General features: G+C 58.4%; 25 protein-coding genes. 12 read left to right on the forward strand and 13 right to left on the reverse strand.

Going from position 1 to position 22,838, the window contains the following annotated elements:
* Nucleotides 1-3 precede the first annotated feature (3 nt).
* Nucleotides 4-1,170, reverse strand: coding sequence for a glycosyltransferase 87 family protein (locus tag AB1Z34_RS07760; RefSeq protein ID WP_367158177.1), 1,167 nt, complete (start codon nt 1,168-1,170; stop codon nt 4-6).
* An 84-nt stretch (nt 1,171-1,254) separates the two neighbouring features.
* Between AB1Z34_RS07760 and AB1Z34_RS07765 the strand changes: the two genes are divergently transcribed.
* On the forward strand, nt 1,255-1,977 hold the full coding sequence (locus AB1Z34_RS07765) for a YggS family pyridoxal phosphate-dependent enzyme (RefSeq protein ID WP_367158178.1): 723 nt from the start codon (nt 1,255-1,257) through the stop codon (nt 1,975-1,977).
* 30 nt (nt 1,978-2,007) lie between these two features.
* Nucleotides 2,008-2,394, forward strand: coding sequence for a Rieske (2Fe-2S) protein (locus tag AB1Z34_RS07770; protein WP_049172555.1), 387 nt, complete (start codon nt 2,008-2,010; stop codon nt 2,392-2,394).
* A 14-nt stretch (nt 2,395-2,408) separates the two neighbouring features.
* Here the strand turns inward: AB1Z34_RS07770 and AB1Z34_RS07775 are convergent, their stop codons facing one another.
* Together AB1Z34_RS07775 and AB1Z34_RS07780 are read right to left on the reverse strand one after the other, a co-directional pair.
* Entirely contained in the window at nt 2,409-3,623 is a 1,215-nt protein-coding gene (locus AB1Z34_RS07775) for a Fic family protein (RefSeq protein WP_065421669.1), read from the reverse strand.
* A 200-nt stretch (nt 3,624-3,823) separates the two neighbouring features.
* The gene (locus AB1Z34_RS07780; RefSeq protein ID WP_049172559.1) at nt 3,824-5,032 is read right to left on the reverse strand and encodes an MFS transporter; all 1,209 of its coding nucleotides are present in this window, start codon (nt 5,030-5,032) and stop codon (nt 3,824-3,826) included.
* Nucleotides 5,033-5,138: 106 nt separating this feature from the next.
* Between AB1Z34_RS07780 and AB1Z34_RS07785 the strand changes: the two genes are divergently transcribed.
* Together AB1Z34_RS07785 and AB1Z34_RS07790 are read left to right on the forward strand one after the other, a co-directional pair.
* Nucleotides 5,139-6,356, forward strand: a complete 1,218-nt coding sequence (locus AB1Z34_RS07785; protein WP_367158179.1) for a trans-acting enoyl reductase family protein — start codon at nt 5,139-5,141, stop codon at nt 6,354-6,356.
* Nucleotides 6,353-7,204: an SDR family NAD(P)-dependent oxidoreductase gene (locus tag AB1Z34_RS07790; RefSeq protein WP_256881107.1), complete on the forward strand. Its 852-nt coding sequence runs from the start codon at nt 6,353-6,355 to the stop codon at nt 7,202-7,204. Before AB1Z34_RS07785 ends, AB1Z34_RS07790 begins: the two co-directional genes overlap by 4 nt.
* A 1-nt stretch (nt 7,205) precedes the next feature.
* Here the strand turns inward: AB1Z34_RS07790 and AB1Z34_RS07795 are convergent, their stop codons facing one another.
* From AB1Z34_RS07795 to AB1Z34_RS07805, 3 genes are all read right to left on the reverse strand, one after another.
* Complete coding sequence (locus tag AB1Z34_RS07795) at nt 7,206-7,478, reverse strand: hypothetical protein (protein ID WP_306296020.1); 273 nt, start codon at nt 7,476-7,478, stop codon at nt 7,206-7,208.
* Between the two features lie 171 nt (nt 7,479-7,649).
* On the reverse strand, nt 7,650-8,054 hold the full coding sequence (locus AB1Z34_RS07800; protein ID WP_083308381.1) for a hypothetical protein: 405 nt from the start codon (nt 8,052-8,054) through the stop codon (nt 7,650-7,652).
* 79 nt (nt 8,055-8,133) lie between these two features.
* Nucleotides 8,134-9,462, reverse strand: coding sequence for a PepSY-associated TM helix domain-containing protein (locus AB1Z34_RS07805; RefSeq protein ID WP_367158180.1), 1,329 nt, complete (start codon nt 9,460-9,462; stop codon nt 8,134-8,136).
* Between the two features lie 145 nt (nt 9,463-9,607).
* On the opposite strand from AB1Z34_RS07805, the gene AB1Z34_RS07810 reads away from it, so the two are divergent.
* Nucleotides 9,608-10,645, forward strand: coding sequence for an aldo/keto reductase (locus AB1Z34_RS07810; RefSeq protein ID WP_070439259.1), 1,038 nt, complete (start codon nt 9,608-9,610; stop codon nt 10,643-10,645).
* Here AB1Z34_RS07810 and AB1Z34_RS07815 read toward each other — a convergent pair.
* Complete coding sequence (locus tag AB1Z34_RS07815; protein WP_367158182.1) at nt 10,629-11,627, reverse strand: LLM class oxidoreductase; 999 nt, start codon at nt 11,625-11,627, stop codon at nt 10,629-10,631. The two genes, AB1Z34_RS07810 and AB1Z34_RS07815, sit on opposite strands and share 17 nt — an antisense overlap.
* Before the next feature lie 54 nt (nt 11,628-11,681).
* Between AB1Z34_RS07815 and AB1Z34_RS07820 the strand changes: the two genes are divergently transcribed.
* A complete protein-coding gene (locus tag AB1Z34_RS07820; RefSeq protein WP_367158183.1) occupies nt 11,682-12,599 on the forward strand; it encodes an NAD(P)-binding domain-containing protein in 918 nt (305 codons plus the stop codon).
* On the opposite strand, the gene AB1Z34_RS07825 is transcribed toward AB1Z34_RS07820, so the two are convergent.
* Complete coding sequence (locus tag AB1Z34_RS07825; protein ID WP_367158184.1) at nt 12,556-12,795, reverse strand: N-acetyltransferase family protein; 240 nt, start codon at nt 12,793-12,795, stop codon at nt 12,556-12,558. The genes AB1Z34_RS07820 and AB1Z34_RS07825 overlap by 44 nt on opposite strands.
* A complete protein-coding gene (locus tag AB1Z34_RS07830; protein ID WP_308813179.1) occupies nt 12,774-12,917 on the reverse strand; it encodes a hypothetical protein in 144 nt (47 codons plus the stop codon). Before AB1Z34_RS07830 ends, AB1Z34_RS07825 begins: the two co-directional genes overlap by 22 nt.
* Before the next feature lie 309 nt (nt 12,918-13,226).
* Between AB1Z34_RS07830 and AB1Z34_RS07835 the strand changes: the two genes are divergently transcribed.
* Nucleotides 13,227-14,456, forward strand: a complete 1,230-nt coding sequence (locus AB1Z34_RS07835) for an HNH endonuclease signature motif containing protein (RefSeq protein WP_258225537.1) — start codon at nt 13,227-13,229, stop codon at nt 14,454-14,456.
* Here the strand turns inward: AB1Z34_RS07835 and AB1Z34_RS07840 are convergent.
* Nucleotides 14,453-14,779 (reverse strand): transglycosylase family protein, encoded by a 327-nt coding sequence (locus tag AB1Z34_RS07840; protein WP_005511827.1) that lies wholly within the window; start codon nt 14,777-14,779, stop codon nt 14,453-14,455. The genes AB1Z34_RS07835 and AB1Z34_RS07840 overlap by 4 nt on opposite strands.
* Before the next feature lie 93 nt (nt 14,780-14,872).
* Between AB1Z34_RS07840 and AB1Z34_RS07845 the strand changes: the two genes are divergently transcribed.
* Complete coding sequence (locus AB1Z34_RS07845) at nt 14,873-15,886, forward strand: App1 family protein (protein WP_367158185.1); 1,014 nt, start codon at nt 14,873-14,875, stop codon at nt 15,884-15,886.
* Nucleotides 15,883-16,563 (forward strand): AAA family ATPase, encoded by a 681-nt coding sequence (locus tag AB1Z34_RS07850; protein WP_367158186.1) that lies wholly within the window; start codon nt 15,883-15,885, stop codon nt 16,561-16,563. Before AB1Z34_RS07845 ends, AB1Z34_RS07850 begins: the two co-directional genes overlap by 4 nt.
* On the opposite strand, the gene AB1Z34_RS07855 is transcribed toward AB1Z34_RS07850, so the two are convergent.
* A complete protein-coding gene (locus AB1Z34_RS07855) occupies nt 16,547-17,929 on the reverse strand; it encodes a DHA2 family efflux MFS transporter permease subunit (RefSeq protein WP_367158187.1) in 1,383 nt (460 codons plus the stop codon). The genes AB1Z34_RS07850 and AB1Z34_RS07855 overlap by 17 nt on opposite strands.
* Before the next feature lie 59 nt (nt 17,930-17,988).
* Between AB1Z34_RS07855 and AB1Z34_RS07860 the strand changes: the two genes are divergently transcribed.
* Nucleotides 17,989-18,405, forward strand: coding sequence for an iron chaperone (locus AB1Z34_RS07860; protein ID WP_367158189.1), 417 nt, complete (start codon nt 17,989-17,991; stop codon nt 18,403-18,405).
* A gap of 24 nt (nt 18,406-18,429) precedes the next feature.
* On the opposite strand, the gene AB1Z34_RS07865 is transcribed toward AB1Z34_RS07860, so the two are convergent.
* Entirely contained in the window at nt 18,430-19,803 is a 1,374-nt protein-coding gene (locus AB1Z34_RS07865) for a PLP-dependent aminotransferase family protein (RefSeq protein WP_367158191.1), read from the reverse strand.
* Between AB1Z34_RS07865 and AB1Z34_RS07870 the strand changes: the two genes are divergently transcribed.
* Entirely contained in the window at nt 19,802-21,064 is a 1,263-nt protein-coding gene (locus tag AB1Z34_RS07870) for an aminotransferase class I/II-fold pyridoxal phosphate-dependent enzyme (RefSeq protein WP_070566458.1), read from the forward strand. The two genes, AB1Z34_RS07865 and AB1Z34_RS07870, sit on opposite strands and share 2 nt — an antisense overlap.
* Before the next feature lie 124 nt (nt 21,065-21,188).
* Nucleotides 21,189-21,311: a hypothetical protein gene (locus AB1Z34_RS07875; protein ID WP_255351592.1), complete on the forward strand. Its 123-nt coding sequence runs from the start codon at nt 21,189-21,191 to the stop codon at nt 21,309-21,311.
* Nucleotides 21,312-21,349: 38 nt separating this feature from the next.
* Here the strand turns inward: AB1Z34_RS07875 and AB1Z34_RS07880 are convergent, their stop codons facing one another.
* On the reverse strand, nt 21,350-22,165 hold the full coding sequence (locus AB1Z34_RS07880) for a hypothetical protein (RefSeq protein WP_367158192.1): 816 nt from the start codon (nt 22,163-22,165) through the stop codon (nt 21,350-21,352).
* Nucleotides 22,166-22,838 lie beyond the last annotated feature (673 nt).

Consider the following 22,838-nt stretch of genomic DNA (forward strand, 5'->3'; position numbering starts at 1 on the left):
TCGTTAAGCAGCTGCCTGTGCCCGCACGCGACTGGGCTTGCGCCAGAGGTAGATTGCGTAGCCCAGGCAGGTGAAGAAGAGCACGCCGCCCATGATTCCCTGCATGTTGCCGTAGAACCACTGCCCCACATTGGCAGCGTGGCCGAAGTCATTGCCCACGAACACCTCGTACGGTGCCCACCAGTGGGCGATCATGAACAGGACACCGACAATAATGTGCCCGATCTCGCGGACGAAGAGCACCAGCGGCACGAAGACCATGACGATCGACCAGTGGTGGCTGACCGCGTATGGCCCGGCGAAGCTGACCGCCAGCGCAACGAAACCAAGGGCTGCGACATCATAGCCGTTGCGGTGGTAGATCCACGCCACGAAAGCAGCAGCGATGGCACCGATGAGGAAGAAACCGTAGATGCCAATATCGAGCGCGGTACCCTCCACCCCGGCGCGGGCGAGCAGACCACTGAACGCCTGGTTGGCCTCATAGGTCGGGGCGCCACCGCGGTTGCCGGCGAAGAACTCATCGGTCCAGAAGTAGATGGACTCCTTAAAGCGCACGGCGAAACCAATAGCGACGGTCACCAGGAACCAGCAGAAGCTCTTGGCCACGGCCGCAAAGTCACGGCGCATGAGGAACACCAGCGCATATGCCGCGGGGGTGATCTTAATTCCCGCCGCGATACCCACGCCCAGTCCACGCAGTTTCTTGGGCAAAAAGCCCAGCACATCGGAGACCACCAGCAGCGCGAGGAAGACGTTGATCTGCCCGAAGAGCACGTTGGCGCGCAGCGGGTCGAGCAGCATCACAACACCGAGCACGCAGGTAGCCATCAGCTTCGGACGCTCAGAGCCGAGACGAGTGAAGACCATCCACAGCATCGCCCACACCGCCGCCAGCGTGGCGAACGTCCAGATGATCTGCAGGGTCACCGGCCCCGCCCAGGTCAGCGGGTAAAACAGCAGCGCCGCAAACGGTGGGTAGATGAAGCGGAAACCCGATCTGGTGGGAAACTCTGGTGAGTAGAGATCCTGGTCTCGTCGTAGTGCCCAGCCGGCGTCTTGGAAGACCTCGAGGTCCATCATGTAGGCAGTTGCCGCAAGATAGATGAGGTCGATGACAACGACCAGCGACACCAGCCCAAATACAATTGCCAAGATCCGTCTCTGCATGACGGAAAGCGTCGAGAGTCTGTCCATGAGCATGATTCGACACTACCGCACAGTTCTTCCTACTCAGGCCTTAGAGTGGGAGGTATGTTCGTGGAAAACTATCGCAAGGTTCGCTCCGAGATCGACGACGCTTGCCGACGAGCTGGGCGCCAGCCCTCCGAGGTCCGCCTGCTGCCCGTCAGCAAGACTGTGCCTGTCGACGCCCTGGTGGAATCCTGGCCGGAGCTCGCAGCAGCCGGCTGCGCTGGCCTGGCGGAAAACCGCGTCCAGGAAGCGGTGGCCAAGGCGGAGGCATTCCGGGAGGCCTTCGGCGAGAAAGCACCACATATGGCCATCATTGGTCCACTGCAGACGAATAAGGCCGGCCACTTGGTCAGTTGTGCTGATGAGTTTCAGGCTCTGGACCGCCCGAAGGTGGCCGGAGCACTGCAGCGTCGCTTGGCCGATTCCGAGCGCACGCTCGATGTCTTGATTCAGGTCAATGCCTCCCGCGAGCCGCAGAAGTCGGGTCTGGCGCCGAGCCACGCGACGGAGTTTGTCCGCATGTTTGGCCCCGATGGCGAATACCCGAACCTGCGTCTGCGCGGGTTTATGACCATCGCGGCCCAGAATGATCCGAATGTGCGCGAGACCTTCGCGGAGCTGCGGGAGCTGCGGGACAGTCTGCTCGGGGATTTGCCGGACGGTGTCAGCCTCAACGAACTGTCAATGGGTATGTCCGGCGACTACCGCGAAGCCATCGCCGAGGGGGCGACCACCGTGCGTGTGGGACGCGCCATCTTCGGTGAGCGCTCCTATCAGAAATAAAGGTCGCGAAATAGAGGTAATCTCAATGCCATGAGTTCTGATGTCTCCCCGTGCTCCCGTCGTCGTTTCCTCCTGGGAACTGCCGCCACTGCAGCTGGCGCACTCGTAGCCGCTTGTGCACCAAAGTCTGCGGTGGAGAAGGTTGACGCTGCCGACATTCCGGTTGGCGGCGGTGTGGTGATCGGCAATTACGTCGTCACGCAGCCGGAGGAAGGCAAGTTCGCCGCTTTCTCCAGCTCGTGCCCGCACCAGAATGGCCGTATCACTGAGGTCAGCAATGGTGTGATGATTTGCCCGAACCACAACTCTCACTTTGACATTGCTACTGGTGAGGTTGTTTCTGGCCCGTCGCGTAAGCCCGCTGGCCAGGCATCGCTTTCAGCCGAAGGCACTGAGCTGATTGTGGGCCAGAAGTAGGTTCCGGAAGCAGACTAGTGTTCGGTGGGTTCAAGGCCTAGAAGGTCTACGCCAGCCGGCGCCAGCTGGAATCGCAGCGGGCGACGGCTCGTCGGCGTTGCCAGTCCTTGAGCCTCTAACTCGGCGAGATACTTTCGCGCTGTCCGCTTCTCCTTGCCGATGGTGTCGGCGACGTGTTCGAGCTTGATTCCATAATCAGGTCCGAACAACCGAACCTGTGCCAGGACAAACAGCGTCCCGATTTCGTTGTCTGTCAGTGACACGGACAGTGCCTGCTCGGGCGAGTTGGTTAGCTCAGCTACCCGCTGTTCAAGCTTCTCGCACTGGTGGGACTTCATCTGCAGCTCTTCCAGCAAATACTGCTGAGCATTCAGAATGACATCAGCCATCACCTCGACGAAGAACGTGACTTCGCCCCGGTTCATTGGGTCTTCCGTAGTGGTAAAAGCCTTGTAATACTTCGCTTTATCCTCAGCGAGTTGGCGAGAAATAGTCAGCGCTGTGGCAGGTGAGAGTGTCTCCCGCAAAGCCACTGACAGCAGAAAACGCCCCATCCGACCATTGCCGTCATAAAACGGGTGAACGAACTCGAACATGAAATGGCTTGCCAGGATTCGAATAAGCCGATTGTCCTCTGAGGAATTCACCGTTTCCAGGAACTCATTGAGAAGTTGGTGAATGGCAGCTTCACTTTCAACACCGCGATGAATCTGTCGTTGCCCATCGGTAATCGTGACCGTTGATGCTCTAAAGAGTTCACCGTCTAACTCATCCTCGCTGGCAATTTCATCGCCGAGAAGTTGATCGTACTGCTGCCGGATCCCTGTGAGCGTTGTCGGAAACTCAATCCGCTCATCGTTTGCCAGCCGGAAATAGAGCTGACTGAACTCATGAAAGCGCTTGTGCTGGGTTCCCGAAGTGTTGTCCAACGCTTCGGCGACTTCTCGCCGTGTGGAGTGGATTCCCTCAATCTCATTGGTGGCTACCACCTCGGCCAGGAGCAGACTGAAGAGATAGTGAGTCCGCGCTGCACCCGGCAGACGATTCCACAACTGTGAAATCTGCAGCTCTAGAGACAGAATCTTTTCAACCTTGGCTGCGAGATCGCTTGTAATGCAGCAAAAGAGTGGCCACTGCCCCAGCGGAAAGTGCCACTGAATCGTCGACGGGGAGTCTTTGCGTGACTGGTACTCGCTCTCCACTGCCTGTTCCGCATCGTGTGCAGACATGTGGAAGATCCTCTTAAGCGGATAGTGCTTCACGGCGAGTCTCCCCCTTCTGTTTCCAATGCTTTTTACATGATGCTTTCTACATATAGTGCCCTAAAAACGAACCCTTAATGTAAAAAATCACCGTTTTTTACATTAAGGGTTCGTTTCTTGGTGTCTAAATGTACCTTGCTGGCGATTTTCCCCCTACCGCGTTACCCTTACCGCCGCGGCTTCAACCCCGCCACAGCACACGCACCAGCGATGAAGGACAGCGCCACCAGCCACGGAATCAGCCCTGCCCACTCGAAGCGACTGAACACCATGCCGGATACCCAACCGACAATGGACGAGCCCGCGTAGTAGCTGAACAGATACATCGATGACGCCTCGGCGCGGTCGCGCTGTGCCACCAGGCCCACGCCGGACGAGGACAGCGAGTGCGCCACGAAGAACGATGCCGTGAACACGAGCACGCCCACGATCAGCGCGGACAACCACGGCAGCAGCGCCAGCCCCAGGCCCATGCACGCCGCCAGAGTCGCAATGGCGATGAGGCGACGGCGGCTCACCGTCTTCGCCCACACACCCGCGCGTGCCGACGACCACGTGCCCGACAGGTAGAGAATAAATACGAACCCTGCCAGTGCCGGGGAGAGCCCGAACTTATCGCCCAGTCGGAAGCCCAGGTAGTTGTACAGGGAGACAAACGCTCCCATAAACAGGAACGCCAGGGCGCACAGCGCCAGGATGCGCGGGTCGCGCAAATGTCGCGCAATGGCCTGCCCCTCCCCTGCAAACGACAGTTTCTTCGGCTTAAACCTGCGCTGTTGCGGCAGGAAGTACCAGGTCAGAATGGCGAAGATGAACGCCACCGTCGCCGAGACCGCAATCGCCACCCGCCAGGAGGCGAACTCCAGCACAATGGACGGAATGATACGGCCGAGCAGGCCACCGACCGTCGTGCCCGAGATATACAGCCCCATCACGCGACTGACGTGGTCGGCGTGGACTTCCTCACTGACATACGCCATAGCCACTGCGGGCACACCGGCAATGACAATGCCCTGCAACAGGCGCAGCGCAATCATCGAACCGATGCCCGGCGCGATTGACACCACGAGCCCCAGTAGCGTTGCCACAAATGCGCTGATGACGATGACGCGCCTGCGCCCAAAGCGTTCCGACAAAATGGACACCGGGATAATCGCACAGGCCAAGCCACCGGTGGTGGCGGATACCGTCAGCGCGGCGGTGGCGGGGTCGACCGATAGCTCGTCGGAAAGCGTGGGCAGTAGCGCCTGCGTTGCGTAGAGCGCTTGGAACGATGCCAGGCCAGCGAAAAGCACAGCAATAAGCGCGCGACGGAATCCGGGATCTTCTGGCCGTAGTCCTTCGATCTGTTCGGGGTTTTCGTTAGCGCTAGTCACTTGTCCTACGTTAGCCCTCCCTCCAAACCCCTCGCTGGATACCCGGATCTGAAAAACCTTTTTAATTCGCGCGCGGTATCGCGTTCGTTTTATTAGTTTCGTAGGCATGACTACTTCTCCTGCACAGCCGCAAAGTCGCAACCACGACCGCGAGTACGACATCGTCGTCTACGGTGCCACGGGTTTCGTGGGCCGCTTGATTGTGGACTATCTGGCTAACCACGCCGGTCAGACGAAGGTGGCGCTCGCGGGCAGGAATGCCCAGAAGCTTGCCGACGTCGCGGAGAACGCAGGCGTATCGGACTGGCCGGTCATTGTTGCGGATGCCGCCGACCAGCAGGCAGTGGCAAAGCTTGCGGCCAGTACAAAGGTGGTGCTGACCGTTGTTGGACCGTACGCGAAGTACGGTCGCACCCTGGTGGCCGAGTGCGCCAAGGCCGGCACTCACTATGTCGACCTGTGTGGCGAGGTGCTGTTCGTCCACGACTCCATCGCGAACAATCACGAGGTAGCGCAGCAGACCGGGGCGAAGATTGTCCACTCCTGTGGCTTCGACTCGATTCCCTCCGATGTCGCTGTCCGGGAGCTCCACGAGGCGGCCCACACCAAGCTCGGTGAGACGACCCTGCTGTTCAAGCATGTCAAGGGTGGTGTCTCCGGCGGAACTATCGATTCGGTTCGCGTTCAAATTGAACAGGCCAAGAAGGATCCCAAGCTGCGTCGCATCATCGCCGATCAGTACGCGCTGGCTGAGCCGGGCCCCGACCAGGGTAAGTTCGGCGTCGACCTGCGCCCGGCGCGCTTCCGCCGCCACTGGCGAGCCCCCTTCTTCATGGCGCCCTTCAATACCCGCGTTGTTCAGCGCTCAGCGATGCTGGCGGATTACGGTGATTCCTTCCGCTACCGCGAACTGCTCAATGTCGGCCGTGGCCCGAGGGCTTTCGTCCGCGCAAATATTTTTGCGGCTGTCTGCAGGTTGGCGCTGGCGGCGATGGCGTTCGGGCCGACGGCCAAGCTCATTGATAAGAAGCTGCCGAAGCCGGGTGAGGGCCCGAGCGCTGAAGAACAGGCCGAGGGTCGCTTCACCATCGAGGCCTACACTGTCGATACCTCCGGCATTCACTGGCGTTCCAAGGTGTCTCTCGAGGAAGACCCGGGGTACGCAGGCACCGCGATTATGATTTCCAGCGCCGCCCTCGCACTCGTCCACGACGATCTGCCGGACGCTACCGGCGTGCTCACTCCTACTGTCGCGCTTGGCGACGCCCTGTCCCGCCGTCTCCGCGCGGGCGGCATGACCATTGAGGCGGTGCAGGCTCGATGATTGATGGCCTGACCGGTGCTTTTGCAAATATCACCCGCGGACCGAAACTGCCGAGTGTAGGTGGCGGCCGTGCGTTAGTGACCGGCGCTTCCTCCGGCATCGGCTGGGCATGCGCGGAGGCACTGGTCAAGGCCGGTTTCGAGGTCGTTGGTACGTCCCGCAGGGGCGCGGAGGCGCCGCACCCCGGGGGCGTGCAGATGGTGGCGCTCGACATGTCCAGCGCCGACGACATCGCTGCTGTGGTCGCCCACGGGCCTTACGACGTCGTCGTCGCCAACGCCGGTGAGAGCCAGTCGGGCGCTTTCGAGGAGCTACCCCGCGAGGCGCTTGAGCGTCTCTTCCAAGTCAATGTTCTGGGGCAGGTGGAGCTGTTACAGCAGCTGCTACCCGGCATGCGCGAGGCCGGTCGTGGCCGAATTGTGCTGGTTGGCTCGATGCTCGGCGGGTTGCCGCTGTCCTACCGTTCTTCCTATGTGGCGACGAAGGCCGCTATCCGCGGCTTTGGGCTTTCGTTGCGCGGTGAAGTCGCGCAGTTCGGTATTGGGGTGACGGTTGTCGAGCCGGGTGCCATCAACACGGGGATTTCTACACGTCGGACGACGTATGGCGATGAGGGTTCCGTTTACGCTGCTGATGTCCACCGCATGCTGACGAAGTTGAATGCCAATGAGAAAGGTGGCATTCCCGCTTCTGAGATTGCTGAGGTGGTTATGCGCGAAGTGGCTGCCGAGCGACCTTTGGCTCTGGTGGCGCGGGGGTCGTCGGCAAGCGTTGCAGTGCCCTTCATGCGGCGAATCCCGACGCAAGCGATGTTGACCATCATGCGCCGGGTGCACGGGCTGCGGTGAGTTAATCGGCGACGGCGCGCATCTCGACGGCCTGCGCGCACGCCTCCGCGGCTTCGTGGGCTAGGTTGATGGCCTCTTGCTCGTCTGCGACTCGGACGATCCAAAAAGCTGACGGGAACGTCATCGCGTTGTAGTACGGCAGATCGCTATGTGAACCATCCGGCAGCACCGTCATGGCATCCTCCGGCGGTACCAGCCCGCCGGACATAACCCAGTGGCCTTCGTCCTGGAGCTTCTGATTGAAGCGTCCAATCCGTTCAAAGGCAGCGTGCATTTCCTCATCAGAGTCATACGCGTTGATATCTCTGCGGCCATGGACCGTGAAAAAGTACTGCACACCAAGCTCCTGGGTTTCGTTTTGCTAAGTGTAACAGATTGAGTGGGGATGGAACCGGGAATTTGTGAGGAATTTAGAGCTTTGGTTGAGCGTTTTTGCGGCCAGGGCCTAGTTCTCCTGTTGCGCGGCGGCGGCTCGCTGTGCCCTAATCTCCGCTACCTGCTGCTTGCGGGTATTGAAACCCATGCGCCACGGGGCGGCTAGACCTGAGTCGGGGGCATGCGGGTTATCGCGCCAAGATTTGCCCTCGTTGTAGGCCTGCGCGCCCTCACGGTATGCGGCGGACTGCTGAGAAAAAGTTGGATACGGCTGTTCGTCAGCCTGCCTGGCCTGCGCACCGACCGATTTCATTCTCGCGCGCAGTTCCTTGATTTTGCTCTTCACCCTTTCGTCATGCTGTTCCTGCTGCTCTGCGATCTCAGCGAGTGCTTGCTGCTCGGTGATGGGGTCGCACCAGTCTTCCTGACCGTCATCTTTGTAGATACTGCCGCTGTGATCCCAATACCTTGTCATGCGTTTACCCTCCTGAGTGTTTTTCATGGGTGTGACTACGCCGTTAGGTACAGGGAACCCGAAGGCGACAGAACCTACACTAACCTCTCCGCAGCTTCCGCCAGGCCCAATCAACAATCACGAAGCCAACAAGCGTCACACCAAACAGTGGTGCAACCACCGAGTAGGCAATCAGCAATGCCACAACAGCCGCCGCAACACCCGGGCGAATGTCCCGCCAACGCGTCGGCGCCGGGAGCCTGCCAGGACGGCCACCTCGACCGCGTCCAAACCACATCGCGTACCCGCGCACAATCATCGCCAACAGAGCGACACCGATTAGTGCCAAGACCAGCTGATTCACCCACCCGAACAGGATGCCCATGTGCGCGTTAATCAGCCATTCAGTCAGCTTCGCCGGCAGCGGCCAGTCCGCAAAATGAATCCGATCGACCATCGCTCCGGTCGAACCGTCAACGGTGACGGTCTCAATGCCCATCCGCCATTCCTCGCGGGCTTCCTTGGCCATCCACACCGTGCCAGCCTCCGGTGGTGTCAGTTCGACTTTCCCGGACAGGCCCTCGGCACGTGCGAGGTTCATAACACTATCTGCCTCTGACCAGTCATAATTCGCTGGTGCAGTCGCAGTCATGGCTGGTTTCGGTGCGTACCAGTCCATCGTCTCGCGCAGCTTTGCGATGCCCGTTCCAGCCACCCACGACCACGTCAGGCCGGTGACGGTCAGGAACAGAAGTCCAACGCTAACCGCCACACCAACATTCGCGTGACGACGCATATGATGCGCCCTCTTACTTGTTCCTTGTGTCCGCTTGCGACGCGAACGGTCCCACCAGAGCCAGAGGCCACCGATAGCCAGTGCGCCCATCCAGGATGCTGCCGTCTCGGAGTAGAGGCGACCAAAGTTGCTATCAATCCAGAGCCGGCGGTGCCCTTCCGAGATCCACGCCCGCAGTGGCAGCGCCGCCGAGGAACCGTATTGCACCAGGTCACCCTTGATGCTCAGGTCGCCTGGGTCGACGAACACCGCATGTCGGTAGGACTCCGACTTCAGCTGCTCGTCATTGAACATGACTCGCGTTGTCTGCCCCGGCTTTTCCGGGACCTGCACTGCGGTCACCGGCAGGTCAGGGTGCACGCGCTGCGCGACCTCAACCTGCTTTTCCAGCGGTTGTGCGGGAAGGCTTGATGTTGCGGTTAGCTCTTCGTGGTAAACCACCTTTTCTATGCTCGGGGCGAGGGCATACGCCACGCCTGTGATAGCTGCAATAACGAGTAGTGGCGCAACGAGGATGCCTGCAACGACATGGATTCGGTGCAGTAATGCTCGTGGCCCACCATTTTTCTGAGTCTGTGCGACGGGGTTTGCGGCTGGCGTTCCAGCGGCATCGCCTGTGGCTATTGAAGTCATGCCTTATTAGTCGGACGAACTGCCCCAGTTGTTCCCCAGCAAGCTCACTTTTATTACTTCCAGGGGTAGCCATTCGGCCACGCACCTCGTTGTCGGCCACCTTGTGCGCAACTACCCGTCGTTAAGCACGCGTACCCTCGTAGACATGGCTTATCCAGACGTGTACCACGCCGATGACAACCGCTATGAGACAATGCCGTACAACCGCTCCGGCAGCACGGGGCTGAAGCTTCCAGCCATTACGCTGGGACTTTGGCATAACTTTGGTGATGACCGACCGCTCGAGACGCAGCGTGAAATCCTGCGCACCGCGTTCGACCACGGCGTCACGCACTTCGACCTCGCCAACAATTACGGCCCACCGCAGGGCTCTGCGGAGGCGAATTTCGGTCGCATCATGGCCAAGGATTTCGCTCCTTACCGCGATGAAATGATCATTTCCTCCAAAGCCGGTTGGTACATGCAGGATGGTCCCTACGGCTTCGGCGGCTCGCGGAAGTACCTCGTGGCCAGCTGCGATGCCTCGCTGAAGCGCATGGGCCTGGATTATGTGGACATTTTCTACCACCACCGCCCCGACCCGGATACGCCTATCGAGGAAACCGTCGCCGCCCTCGATTTCCTCGTCCGGTCGGGTCGCGCGCTCTACGTCGGCGTTAGCTCCTACTCCCCCGAGCTCACTCGCCGCGCGCAGAAAATTGCCCGTGAGCTGGGCACACCGCTGACCATTCACCAGCCGAGCTACTCCATGTTCAACCGCTGGATCGAGGACGAGCTGCTGGCAACCTGCGCCGACGAAGGCATGGGCGTCATCGCCTTTTCCGCGCTTGCGCAGGGGCTTCTCACCGACCGCTACTTGGATGGCGTGCCGGAGTCCTCGCGTCTCGGGGCGCACAAGATGAACTCGGGGTTCCTCAACGACGACACGCTCACCGCCATCCGCGAGCTCAACGCCATTGCTTCACGACGAGGCCAGTCCCTGGCACAGATGGCCATCTCGTGGGTGCTCCGCCGTGACGAAGTGACCTCCGCCCTGATCGGCGCATCCTCGGTGGAGCAGCTGAAGAACAGCCTCGGCGCCCTGGAGGCTGCGCCGTTTAGCGATGAAGAACTCGCGGAGATCGACAAGTGGGCCGTCGACCGCGGGATTAATCAGTGGCAGGGCGCTACGGAGTCTGTGTAGGGAGCTCATCGAGCGCCGGCAGCACATATTCAATCAGCTCATCAATCTGCTCTTCCGCATCCCGTTTGGAGGTGCGGAAGTTGATGCTGACGTGGTTGATGCCGAGCTGTCGCTGGGATTGCAGCAGTTCAATGAGCTTGTTGCGTCCAAGTCGGTACCCAAAGTGGCCGCCCTGTGCGGGTGCATCGGGGTCTTCATGCAGGTCAATCCACAGTGATTCCAGGAATGGCTTGAACACGCCCTCGCCACACTCCTGCGCCACCGCTTCCTGCCAGTTGGCGATGTTTTTCTTCTGCATCTCCAGGCCCTTGTGGTACATGAACCAACCGTCGGTATGCGCGGCCTTCCACTCCAGGCTCTGCTGACAGGAGCCGGTGGCCAACAGCGGAACTCGGCGGGCCAGCGGCTTGGGCACCACATCGGATCCGCCCATCTTGCCCTCGGACCAGCGGATGGGCCGGTAGCTGGTGCTGAGGGCCTTTTCATAGACCTCGATATGCTCGCGGAAACGCTCACCCCGCTTGCCTTTGTCCTGGTTAAAGGCGGGAAACTCCTCGGGTCGGTCCCCAGTGGCAACGCCGAAGAGGAAACGACCGTCGGAAAGCCTGTCCAGCGTGGCAGCGCGCTTGGCCATCACCAGCGGATGCTGGAAGGGCACGACGACTGCACCGGTGCCGAGCGCGATGTCGGTGGTGTGTGCGGCGATGTAGCTGAGGTACATCCAGGGGTCGTAGACCTGGCCGACGTCGCCGAATGTTTCCACGCGCAGCGGGATGTCGCGTGCCCACACCGCCGCGATGCCTGCGTGTTCGGCTTTCTGAATCAGCCGAATCTGGTTGCTCAGCGCGTCCTTGGGCTCGGCTTCGGCGTCCTGCTCGATGGGCAGACTCAGCCCTACCGTGAGTCGGCCCGGCGCGAATGTGCGCTGGTAACCGGGTAGTTCGTCGATGGGCTTGTCCGAAAGATCAAACAGCGAGCTCATGGTGCTCCACGGTAGTACAGCTCGAGGTGCGGCACTCGTCGCTAAGCTGGGAGCATGCTTGAGGATGTCATCATCGTCGGTGGCGGCCAAGCTGCCCTCGCTACCGCCTATTACTTGCACAAACACGGCATTGATCCGCTCATTCTGGACAATCAGCCCGCTCCCGGTGGCTCCTGGCGCAATGTCTGGCCCTCACTGACGCTCTTTTCCACCCCGGCCTTTTCCAACCTTCCGGGCATCCAGATGCCCGATTATGACGGTTTCCCGCCCGCTTCCCACGTGATTGACTACCTCAGCTCCTACGAAAAGCGCTACGAACTGCGCGTTCAGCGCCCGGTCGCCGTCACGGACGTCTCCCACGACGGCACCTTCCACCTCACCAGCGATGCCGGTGACTTCGAATCCCGCCAGCTCATCGCCGCCACCGGCAACCGGCCCTTCGTCCCGTATTACCCCGGCACGACCGCCGCAAAACAGTGGCATTCGGCCAACTACCCAGGTCCCGAGCCCTTCGAAGGCTCCCGCGTTGCCGTTGTCGGTGCGGCGAACTCCGGCGCACAAATAGCCTCTGAACTGGTACTTTCCAACATCGACACCACCTGGTTCACCCGCCACGAACCACGCTGGATGCCCAACGACGTCGACGGCCGCGTCCTGTTCAAACGCTACCGCCAGGGCTCCACCGACAGCATCGGCGACATCGTCGTCCTACCGCCCGTCCGCAAAGCCCGCGACTCCGGCGCACTCACCTGGACGCCCATGTTTTCTTCGCTTGACGACGTCCACGCGGACCACCTCATCTGGTGCACCGGTTTCCGCCCAGCGCTCGGCCCTTTCCGCAGCATCGACTCTGACCTCATCGAGTTCGTCGGCTACGGCGACTGGGTTGGCCCCGGTGCCGCCACGATTATGGGCGTTGGCCCCTTCGCTAAGCGCGCGGCCGAGCGGGTGGCTGCCCGTCTGTCAGCATGACCTGCATCAACAGCATGTCCAACCATCGCCCGTTCTTCGTCCCCACCTGCGGCAGTAGCCCAACACGCTGAAAGCCATACTTTTTGTGCAGCGCAATCGACCCCTCGTTGCCGCCTTCAATCGCCGCAACCAGAACGTGCTTTCCCGCCTCACGAGCAGCATTAATGGTCTTGTTCAATAGTGCACCACCATCCATGCGATGCGATCCTCCGCGCTGACGGTGTCATCGTTCCAGATGGCGACGGTGTTGATCACGGCCTCGTTGTAGATCTCCGCGATTGCTGCGGCGTCCTCCCGCGTTGCGTGCCGGATGATCACGGTTTTGCTCCCCACTGCCTGCGCTGTTTCTGTGCTGTTTTCTACAGCTCCGCTTTTATGAAAGCGAGATTACCAAGCTTTCGTTTTCGAACGGGTGTTTTAGTTTTGTTTTCCGTCCGCTAGCTCGCATACAGCTCACACTACCCCCTCAAATATGCAGCTAGATAGCGCTTTACCGCCTCCACCGACCATCTTCGAAAACTCCTCAAAATTCTCTTTCATTTCTCTTTACAAGCCAGAAAAGCGCCTGTAAGATAGCAAGTAAGTTCGAAAGAAAACCGACAACCATTGGAGCACCAGGGGGATCCAATGAAGTCCGAACAAGTACCCGAACCATATTGGGCTCACGAAAATCCTGAAGATGAGCTCTCAGCACTCGCGCGGGCTACCAACCGCGCCCAACTTGAGTTAATTAAAGCCTGCTGCCCTGCAGGTGATGATGACGTTGAAAACCATGCCGCTCGCATCAGCGTTCGGTTGGGAATCACTCGCAGTGAGGCACTACGTATCTGTGACATTGGCCTGTTGCTGGAGAAAATGCCACAGTTGGCGGAATATGCCCGGGAAAGCTGCGCATTATCCATGCGGCAACTCGGCATCATTGCACATGGCGTAGTCGGCATCGAGCCTGATCAAATACCCGATGCAGAGAAGAAGATTCTGGCATTGGTTACGCCACGGAAGCGTCGTCAAGCAATGATTGGTCCTCGCACGCTCACCACCAAAATTGGTGATATTGCTGCGGATTTGGATGACCGCGCTCGTGCCGACGGCACAATTCCCACCATCACCGATACGGAATCGGTGACTCTGGTGGAACGTCCCGACAGCTACTCCCAAATCATTCTCACCCTGCGGCCGGACCGCGCCTATTTTGCCATGTGCGCAATTGAAACGGTCTTCCGCGCGAATGAGGAAATGACGCAGGCGGATGCATTTGTGGAACTCATCCACCAGCGCACCAATGCGGAAGTTGTGCTCAATGTTTTCCGCGAGCCCCACAGTGATGATGCCTGGCTGGACGGCGCCGGCTGGCTTGGCGCGCTGGTCACGGAAGAGTGGATGCAAAAGGTGACGCATGTCCGCCTCTCAGCAGACAGCGCCACCAATGGTTACCGTCCAACTCCAGCGCAGGTCGCCCGCGTCCACGGTCGCGACGGCACGTGTCGCTTCCCCGGCTGCGAAGTCCCAGCATATAAGTGCGATATTGACCATATCGCGCCGTACAACCAGGAAGCCCCCGAAGCCGGTGGCCCCACCGACACACAGAATCTGCACTGCCTATGCAGGAAGCACCACAACCTGAAAACCCACAAGCTCTGGGATATCACCGCTTATGAGGACGGCTCAGAGGTGTGGTCCTCTGCCGACGGTATTACCGCGGCGACCGTCCCGGCCGGACCATTAGCCGGGTTCGGGCGACAGACTTTTGACAAACGCGCTACTCAGAAGACGAAAGCACGCCATGACCACTACATGAAGTGGTGGCTGTCATTCGCGGCTGTGCCAGATCTGGTCTTTGATGATGGGGAGGATTAACCCAGCGGACCACCGCAGTTCGGCCATGCGCCAGCACCCTGGGAGGCAAGCACGCGCTCGCCAATCTCAATCTGCTGCTCCTTAGTGGCCTGGTCAGCTGTCGGTGCGTACTGGTCACCGCCGTGGCCACTCCAGGTCTGCTGCGAGAACTGCAGTCCGCCGTAGTAGCCGTTACCGGTATTGGTCTGCCAATTTCCGCCGGACTCACATGCCGCAACCTGATCCCAGGCGCTGACTGATGCAGCGTTAGCGGCGGCGGTCGGGGCAGCAATCATGCCTGCTGCCACAGCGGCGGATGCGATGAACTTACCGGAAAAACGCATAAAAAGAGAACACTCCTAAAGGGTTGACTTTTCTCTTGGGCGACCAACCTACGCGCACCCTCCCCCGTCCTGTCAACCCGTATCCTGGAAAGCATGTCCGTGGCAGATGTCGTCCGCAAGACCGAGAGAAGGATCAACGCGCTGGCCGCCAAGCGTTCCAAAAACGCTGGTTGGGAACCGGAAATCATCGGTTTCACCGGGTACGGAAATGCAGAGCGCGTGCGCGTATTCGGCCGTGTCCTCCTGAAGGATCCGGCCAAAAAACGAGACGAAGAACGAAACAAAAAACGCGGATTTTGGCAGTTCTTTACCGTCGAACTCGCGGACTTTCCCGTCACCATCACTGCCGGCGACCGCACGGTGGAAACCACCACGGATAGCAACGGCTACATCGAGGTGCTGATTCGGAATCACGGCCTCGAACCCGGCTGGCACGAAATTACCATCAACGACACTTCCGCAGAGGTACTCATCCTCTCCCCGGAGACCAAATACGGCATCGTCTCCGATATTGATGACACCGTGTTGGTCACCATGCTGCCGCGCGCCCTCATCGCCGCCTACAACTCCTGGGTCAAGGAGACAGACGAGCGCAAGGCCGTCGCTGGCTTCGGCGAGTTCTATGCGCAACTTCGCCGTCGTTACGCGAGCAAAACGGACGAGGACACGGACGTTCCCGTCATCTATCTCTCCACCGGAGCGTGGAACACCTTCAGCACACTAAAAAAGTTCCTACACCGCAACAACCTGCCGAAGGGCCCACTGCTGCTCACCGACTGGGGGCCAACGCCCACCGGCCTGTTCCGCTCGGGCAAGGAACACAAGAAGGTGCGACTTCGCGACCTGTTTATTGACTTCCCCGAAATCAACTGGATTCTCGTCGGCGATGATGGCCAGTACGACCCGCTCATCTACGGCACGGCCGCGGCGGAGCATCCGGACAAGGTCGCGGCCATCGCAATCCGCAACCTCACTCCCAGCGAGCACGTGCTCTCTCACGGCACGGCGGTGCCAATTGAAAAGCTGGAGAACAAGGAGGTCCCGTTCATCGAGGGCGCCGACGGCTATGAACTGCTCAAACAGATTGACCAGCTGCTGCAACCATGATCTACCTCCGCCATGCCCGTATTCACGATGATGCCGAGCTCCCGGCGTACGTCGTAAAGCTCGCCCTGCCGTTCCCGATGACCTTCACCACGCCGATCACCATCCTGACCGGCGAAAACGGCAAGGGAAAGTCGACAGTGCTGGAGGCGTTGGCGTCGGCGATGGGCGTCGATACGGACGGCGGCTCGCGGTACAAGACGCAAGAGCGTACCTCCCCGGTCCCGCTGGTGCTGACCAGGCGCAATCCCCCGGACACGTTCTTCTTTCGCGGCGACGCGCACCTGAACCTCACGCGCTATTACGAGTCGCTTGGAGACCCCTCCTTGGCAGACCTCACCCAGATGAGCCACGGCCAATCCATCATGACGCTGGCCGAACGCCGCTTCAGTCCCGAATCACTGATTTTCCTTGACGAACCCGAGGCGGGACTGTCGGTCCTACGCCAACTGGAGCTCCTCGGCCGCCTCGGCGCGCTCGCGGAAGCCGGCGCACAAATCATCATGGCGACGCATTCCCCCATCCTGCTCGCCACGCCAGAAGCAACGATTATTTCGCTTGACGACGCCGACACCACCCACTTCGAAGACACCCTCGCGGTACGGGCAACCAGGGATTTCCTAGCCGATCCCGTCGGCATCGCGGACTACATGGTGGAGCGTTTTACTTCGGATTCTTAAGCCCCAGCGCCGCGACGACACCCACGGCCGACAGCGCCACCGGTAGCCACATCGCGTCACTCATGGCGGTGGTGAAGTCGCCACGGTTGCTGCTGAGCGCCGCCGCCATGACGGTGGCAATCAGTGCGCTACCCAGCACACTGCCAATCTGGCGGATGGTGTTGTACACACCGGAGGCGGCACCGGCGAGGGACGGGTCGATGTTGCGGGTGGCGGCCGTCGACAGCGTGCCCCAAATAAACGCGTTTGCCACACCGAATGCGGCGCCCGGCAGTAGCAGCCACAGCACAGAGAGGTCCTCGTGGATGAGGTAGTGGAACCCGAGCATGCCCACCAGCGAGGACCCAAAACCAATCAGCGCGAACTCGCGGAACTTCAGCCGGTCCAGCATTCGCCCAGTCCACGGTGCCATGACACCGGAAATGACCGCCTGCGGCACGAGCAGTAGTGAGGCCTGGATGGTCGATAGGTCGCGAGCATTCTGGGCGAAGAGGATGATTGGGAAACCAACCGCGACCACCAGCGCCCCCGTCACAGCAATCGCCAGCGAGGAGATGGTGAAGTTGCGATCCTTAAAAAGGGACAGCGGCATCAGCGGTTCGGCCGTGGTCTTGGCCTCCCACAGGGTGAACAGGGCCAGGACCACCACGCCACCGGCAATCAGTGCCCAGATCCAACCGGACCAGCCGGCACTCTCCCCCTCCTGAATGCCGAAGACCAGCAGGAACATACCAATCGCGCTGAGTACAACACCGAGATAATCAATCTTGTTGCGGTGCGTCTCAAAGGTCGGCAGATAGCGGAACGCAAAAACGAGCCCGATCAGCCCAATCGGCACATTAATGAGGAAAATCCAGCGCCAACTCAGCAGCTCAATCAACACGCCACCGGCCAGCGGCCCCGTCAGCGAGGCAATTCCGGCCGCCGCACCCCACAGGCCCATCGCCGCACCGCGATGCGCCGGCGGAAACATCTGCGTAATCAGCGCCATCGTCTGCGGCGTCAGCAGCGCGGCCCCCAGTCCCTGCACCACGCGGGCAATGATCAGCATGCTTAACGACGGCGCCAACCCACACGCCAGCGACGCCAACACGAAGATAACCAGGCCCGCTACATAGGTGTGCTTGACTCCCCAGAGGTCACCGAGCCTGCCAGTAATGAGCAACGGCACGGCATAGGCCAGCAGATAACCACTGGTCACCCACATGACCTGGTTGAGCTCACCGCCCAGTTCATGCTGGATGGTGTTGATACCAACGGTGACAATGGTGGCGTCGACCAGGATCATGAAGAAGCCGAGTAACACGGTCCATAGCGCTGGCCACGCCTTTTTGGGATCAAACTGAGTATTCAAATCTGTAGCCACTCGGAGTCATGTTAGTTGATGGCTCGGGTGTTAGTTGATGGCACAGTAAAATCCAGGCCATGGCTGTTCAGCATATGACCGACGAAACCATCGCCGAGTTCTTCGCCGATCACCTCTCGCGGGTAGATGATGACACGCAGCGCGCTGTCGCTCTCGAAGTGTTGGAATGGGTTCACGAAAAGTACCCGGAACTGGGCGTTCGCATCGCTTGGAATCAGCCGATGTTCACGCTCGATGGCACTTTTATCATCGGTTTCTCCTACGCCAAGAAACACATGGCGATTGCCCCGGAACGCGCAGGTATTGAAAAGTTCGCCGACGACTTCGATGCCCGTGGCCTCTCCTACGGAAAAATGATGGTCCGTTTCCCCTGGCCAAAGGACGGCAAGGCCGAGTCCATGCCGCTGGACCTGCTGGCCAAGATGATTGAGTTCAACATCGAGGACAAGCGCGGGATGACCAAGTTTTGGCGGTAGGAAGGTCTCCGTCGAATTTAGTGGCTAGCCCGAAACCACGCTGTCCAGAATCATCGCAGCATCAACAAATCTCTCGGGATGGGGACCCGCGAAGTTCAGGCGTAAATACGGGCCGATTTCCTCGGAGGGAAACCAGTCCCGTCCTGGCGCAACTATCAGTCCCCGTCCTTCGCAACGTTCGGCAACCTCTTGGGGGTCTGTGCCATCGGGAAGCCTGCACCACAAGTTGAGTCCTCCTTGAGGCACGTGTGGAGTTTCCACCGACGGCGCATATCTGGATAAAGCTTCAAGCAAATCATTTCGTCGCTGTCGCAGTGCGACCTGCATATTTTTGAGGTGCGTCGCGTACGCACTTTGCTTGACGACGTCCAGCGCCACGGCCTGCAAAATTCCACTGGTGTACAACGCTTCGGCTGAAACTTCTGCGAGTATCCGCTGAAGAACCGGCCCCTTGGCAATTACTGCCCCTACCCGAACTGCAGGCGAAATCACCTTTGTCAGCGATCGCAGATAGATGACATGCCCTTCGGCATCATCCGCCGCTATCGGAACATCAGGTGCGTCGAATGCGAAATCATGTGCCCAATCGTCCTCAATGAGGAAAGCGTTGAACGCTCTTATGATTTCAATAATTGTTTTACGACGAGCTGTCGACCACCGTTTCCCATGAGGGTTACCGAACGTGGGTTGACCATAAAAAGCTCGTGCAGAACTCGTTCGTAGCAGCCTCTCCAAACTCTCGGGGATTGGCCCCTCATCATCACTTTCCACTGGTAGTAGAGAAATCCCAGCCTGCCGAGCAGCCAGGATTGCACCCCAATATGAAGGCGACTCAATGATGAGTTCCTTCGGTGAAATGGCACGAAAAATGGCACCGAGCCCGCTCTGTGTGCCCGGAACAATAACCACATCGCGCTCATTTGCCCGTACCAGTTGCGAAGCAAACCACTGCCGCAGTTCTGCCATCCCCCGCACCGGTGCTCGTTGATAGGCATCGTACGATTTACTGACTCTGGTAAGCGCTCTTCGTACCAAGTTCGTTGGCAGCAGAGATTCATCCGGATAACCGGAATGCAGACTGATTGCCTCATCAGTGGAAGCTCTCTGGGTGGCGGCCAGAACCCTTCCGGTATTGGGCTGAGGTCCCAGCGCTCCGACTTGCCAGCTAAAGTCCGCCCGTGGGAGTTGTTGGCGATGCCTGACGAATACCCCCACGCCGACTCGCACTTCTACCAGTCCGCGGGTAGCCAGTTCGTGGATAGCGTTTCGCACTGTCACCGGGCTAACCGAATACGACCGTGTGATTTCACGGCTGGATGGCAGCTTTTCTCCGGCTTTGTGTTGCGCAATCCACGTTTCCAGCTCGCCGACCAACATAGACGTGCTACTGTTAACCATGAATATACATAGTAGCGCTATCGTATCGAAGCGCGCAGTGCTATCCTGCCCAATCCATTTTTCGCATCACCTCGACAATGTTCTCTATGACCTGCGCGGACCAATTCAGGACAAGGCCGACGAGCTACAGCGCCAGGGCGTAAAGGTCATTCCCCTCAATGTCGGAAATCCTGCCCCATTCGGCTTCCGGCCATCTGCAGAGGTACTTTCCGCTATGCACCGTGGCCTCGAGGAAACTTCTGGATACTCAAATTCCCTCGGCCTGAGCGACACCCGTCAGACTGTCGTGGACTACTACTCGCAGAATGAGGACTTCCCCGCCCTCGATAGCAATCACGTTCTCGTCGGAAATGGTGTCTCGGAGCTGGTAAACCTATGTCTACAAGCTCTCATCAACGACGGTGATGAGATCCTCATCCCCTCACCCGACTATCCACTCTGGACCGCATCCACCACCCTCGCCGGCGGAGTCCCCGTGCACTATCCCTGCCTAGAAGAAAATAATTGGCAGCCAGACGTCGATGCCATACGCGAGTCCATCACAGCCAAAACTCGGGCGATTGTCATCATCAATCCAAACAATCCCACAGGCGCCATCTACTCACCGGAGACTCTCTCCCAGATTGCCCAGCTCGCACGTGAGCACAATCTAGTGCTGCTTTCCGACGAAATCTACGACCGCATTGTGTACCCTGGAGCCTCATTCACTCCAACAGCTTGCCTAGCGCAGGATGTCCCCTGCTTAACGTTCTCCGGCCTTTCCAAGACGCATCGCTTGGCCGGATTGAGAGCTGGATGGGTGACTGCAACTGGATTTCGCGAACAGGACACCCTGTTTAAAGGAATTCGACTACTGGCCTCAATGCGGATGTGCGCCTCAATTCCGGCCCAGCACGCGATTGCTGCCGTGCTGGGCAAAGAACACAGCATCGACAATTTAGTACGCCCCGGTGGCCGCCTCTTCGAACAAAAAGTTGCTGCCACTACAGCACTCAGCAAGATTCCCGGAATCTCGTTCATCGAGCCGCAAGGGGCGCTGTACATTTTCATTCGACTAGACGGCAATATTTACGAAATTGATAAGGATGAGGACTTCGTTCTCTCGTTTCTGGAAGCAGAACACATTCACATCGTCCAAGGCAGCGCTTTCAATGTGAAAGGCGGGACATATGTCCGGATTACTTTTCTTCCTGAGGTCGAGACAATTGAACATTTCGCCGCTCGCTTCGCAGCTCACCTGGAGAAGTACGCTAAGCGCTAGCCCCTACCTACATCGCTAAATCCGCCAGGGCATCCTCATCAATAAAGGCCGTCCATCTTCGACCCGCGCAGGTATTGAAAAGTTCTCCGACGAGTTCGATGCCCGCGGCCTCTCCTACGGAAAAATGATGGTCCGCTTCCCCTGGCCAAAGGATGGCAAGGCCGAGTCCATGCCGCTCGACCTGCTGGCCAAAATGATTGAGTTCAACATCGAGGACAAGCGCGGGATGACCAAGTTCTGGCGGTAGGTCGGGGTTGATTACCAGCCCTGGAAGCTGCCAAGCACTTAATGAGCATTCCTTTCCTCAGCGAGATCACGCAGGAATGTGTCTTTGTCGTCGCAGTAAATCTCAATCGAGGAAACCATCATTGGTCCCTTGTAAAGATCTTCTGCCACGACCTGCGAATCGACTTCTAACTTGACGTTCACTTCACTCAAAACAGGCACCCTGAGATTGCCGTGCTCGTCAATTGCTACGTCCCCTCCTTCACCTGCCGTTACGGAGCTCGCATGACGTAAGTGTGACCACGGAATTTCGCAAATAAGCCTTCGCCCATTTCGCAGTACGAGTCCTTGCGGTGTCATTAGATGTGGATGATCCCGAACAGTTACGTAAAATCCAGATAAAAGAACTACGGAATAAACACTAATTACCAGCAATAAATATCGCCAAAACGCATTAGAAATAGCAAAATGCACTATGCTTATTTCTGCAACGCTCAGCGCCAGTATCATAAAAACAACAGTTCGAAGGTTTCTATATGCTGTGAAGGATCTGACTTCACTGTCGACATTTCTCTGAGGCTTAAAAAAGGTGAAAGCAGCTAGCAGCGAACCAACTTCCGAAACGAGTAACGCTAGTATTTTTCGAGGTACGCCAAATTTCTTTGACGTCTCGGACAGCGAAGAAGCCCATGACCTGCCATTTCTGAGATAGTCTTGCCACATACCTCCAAACAGTAAGAGAAAAGCCGCAACCACCACGGCAAGTGGTAACAGGAATACCCAACCCGGCAAACCAGATACCACATTCATAAGAAGGAAAAGAACTCCTTCAAAAATAATTGCGGCACCCAGCATTGCTCTAAATACAATTTTCATGTTTGCCTTCCGACTATGAATTGGCAGGTTTTCCTCGGAAGAAGATTACTCACCAAACGGGCTCTCTCTTAATACTTCTTACACATTCTTGAGTTGCCTTTTCACGATATGAACAGGTACCAAATGGTCGTTAAAATATGGCCGTAAGCCAAGCTCATGACTGAACACCGCTATATCAATGCCCCAGATGGGGGCCGACTGCCCTCATGCACATCTCAAAACTATTCAAGTTTTCTTCTACTTTCAATACAAAATGAGTTGTGAGATTTCTACATTTCTTCTCGTGAGCCGTTGCAATGCTAGCTGGCCGACGCATCCGACGACTTATGGCCACGCTATTCACCTATCGATGCGCTACAGCGTGTCCACAAGTGAATAGCGCATCGACAAGTGAGAGAGCCTGGCCCACAGCGTGCGCATAAGTGCCGAAAAACCATCGATAAGTCAGGAGAATCCATCGACAAGTCCCCGAAACCTGGCCATAAGTGCCGGACAGGGTTAAAGGAGAGTTAAAGGACAAGCCAACAACCTCAGCTCAGCATCCGACTCTGCTTCAACCCAAGCCCCACCCCAAACCCGGGTTAAGTAAAGAAAAGTGTGTCCGCATGCCACCATAACCCCAGACCACACACCACAAATCACCAAAGAATAGCTCCCCGAAAGCTATTACCCA

This window comes from Corynebacterium sp. 045007 (genome assembly GCF_040743205.1).
GTDB classification, from domain to species: Bacteria; Actinomycetota; Actinomycetes; order Mycobacteriales; family Mycobacteriaceae; genus Corynebacterium; species Corynebacterium jeikeium_D.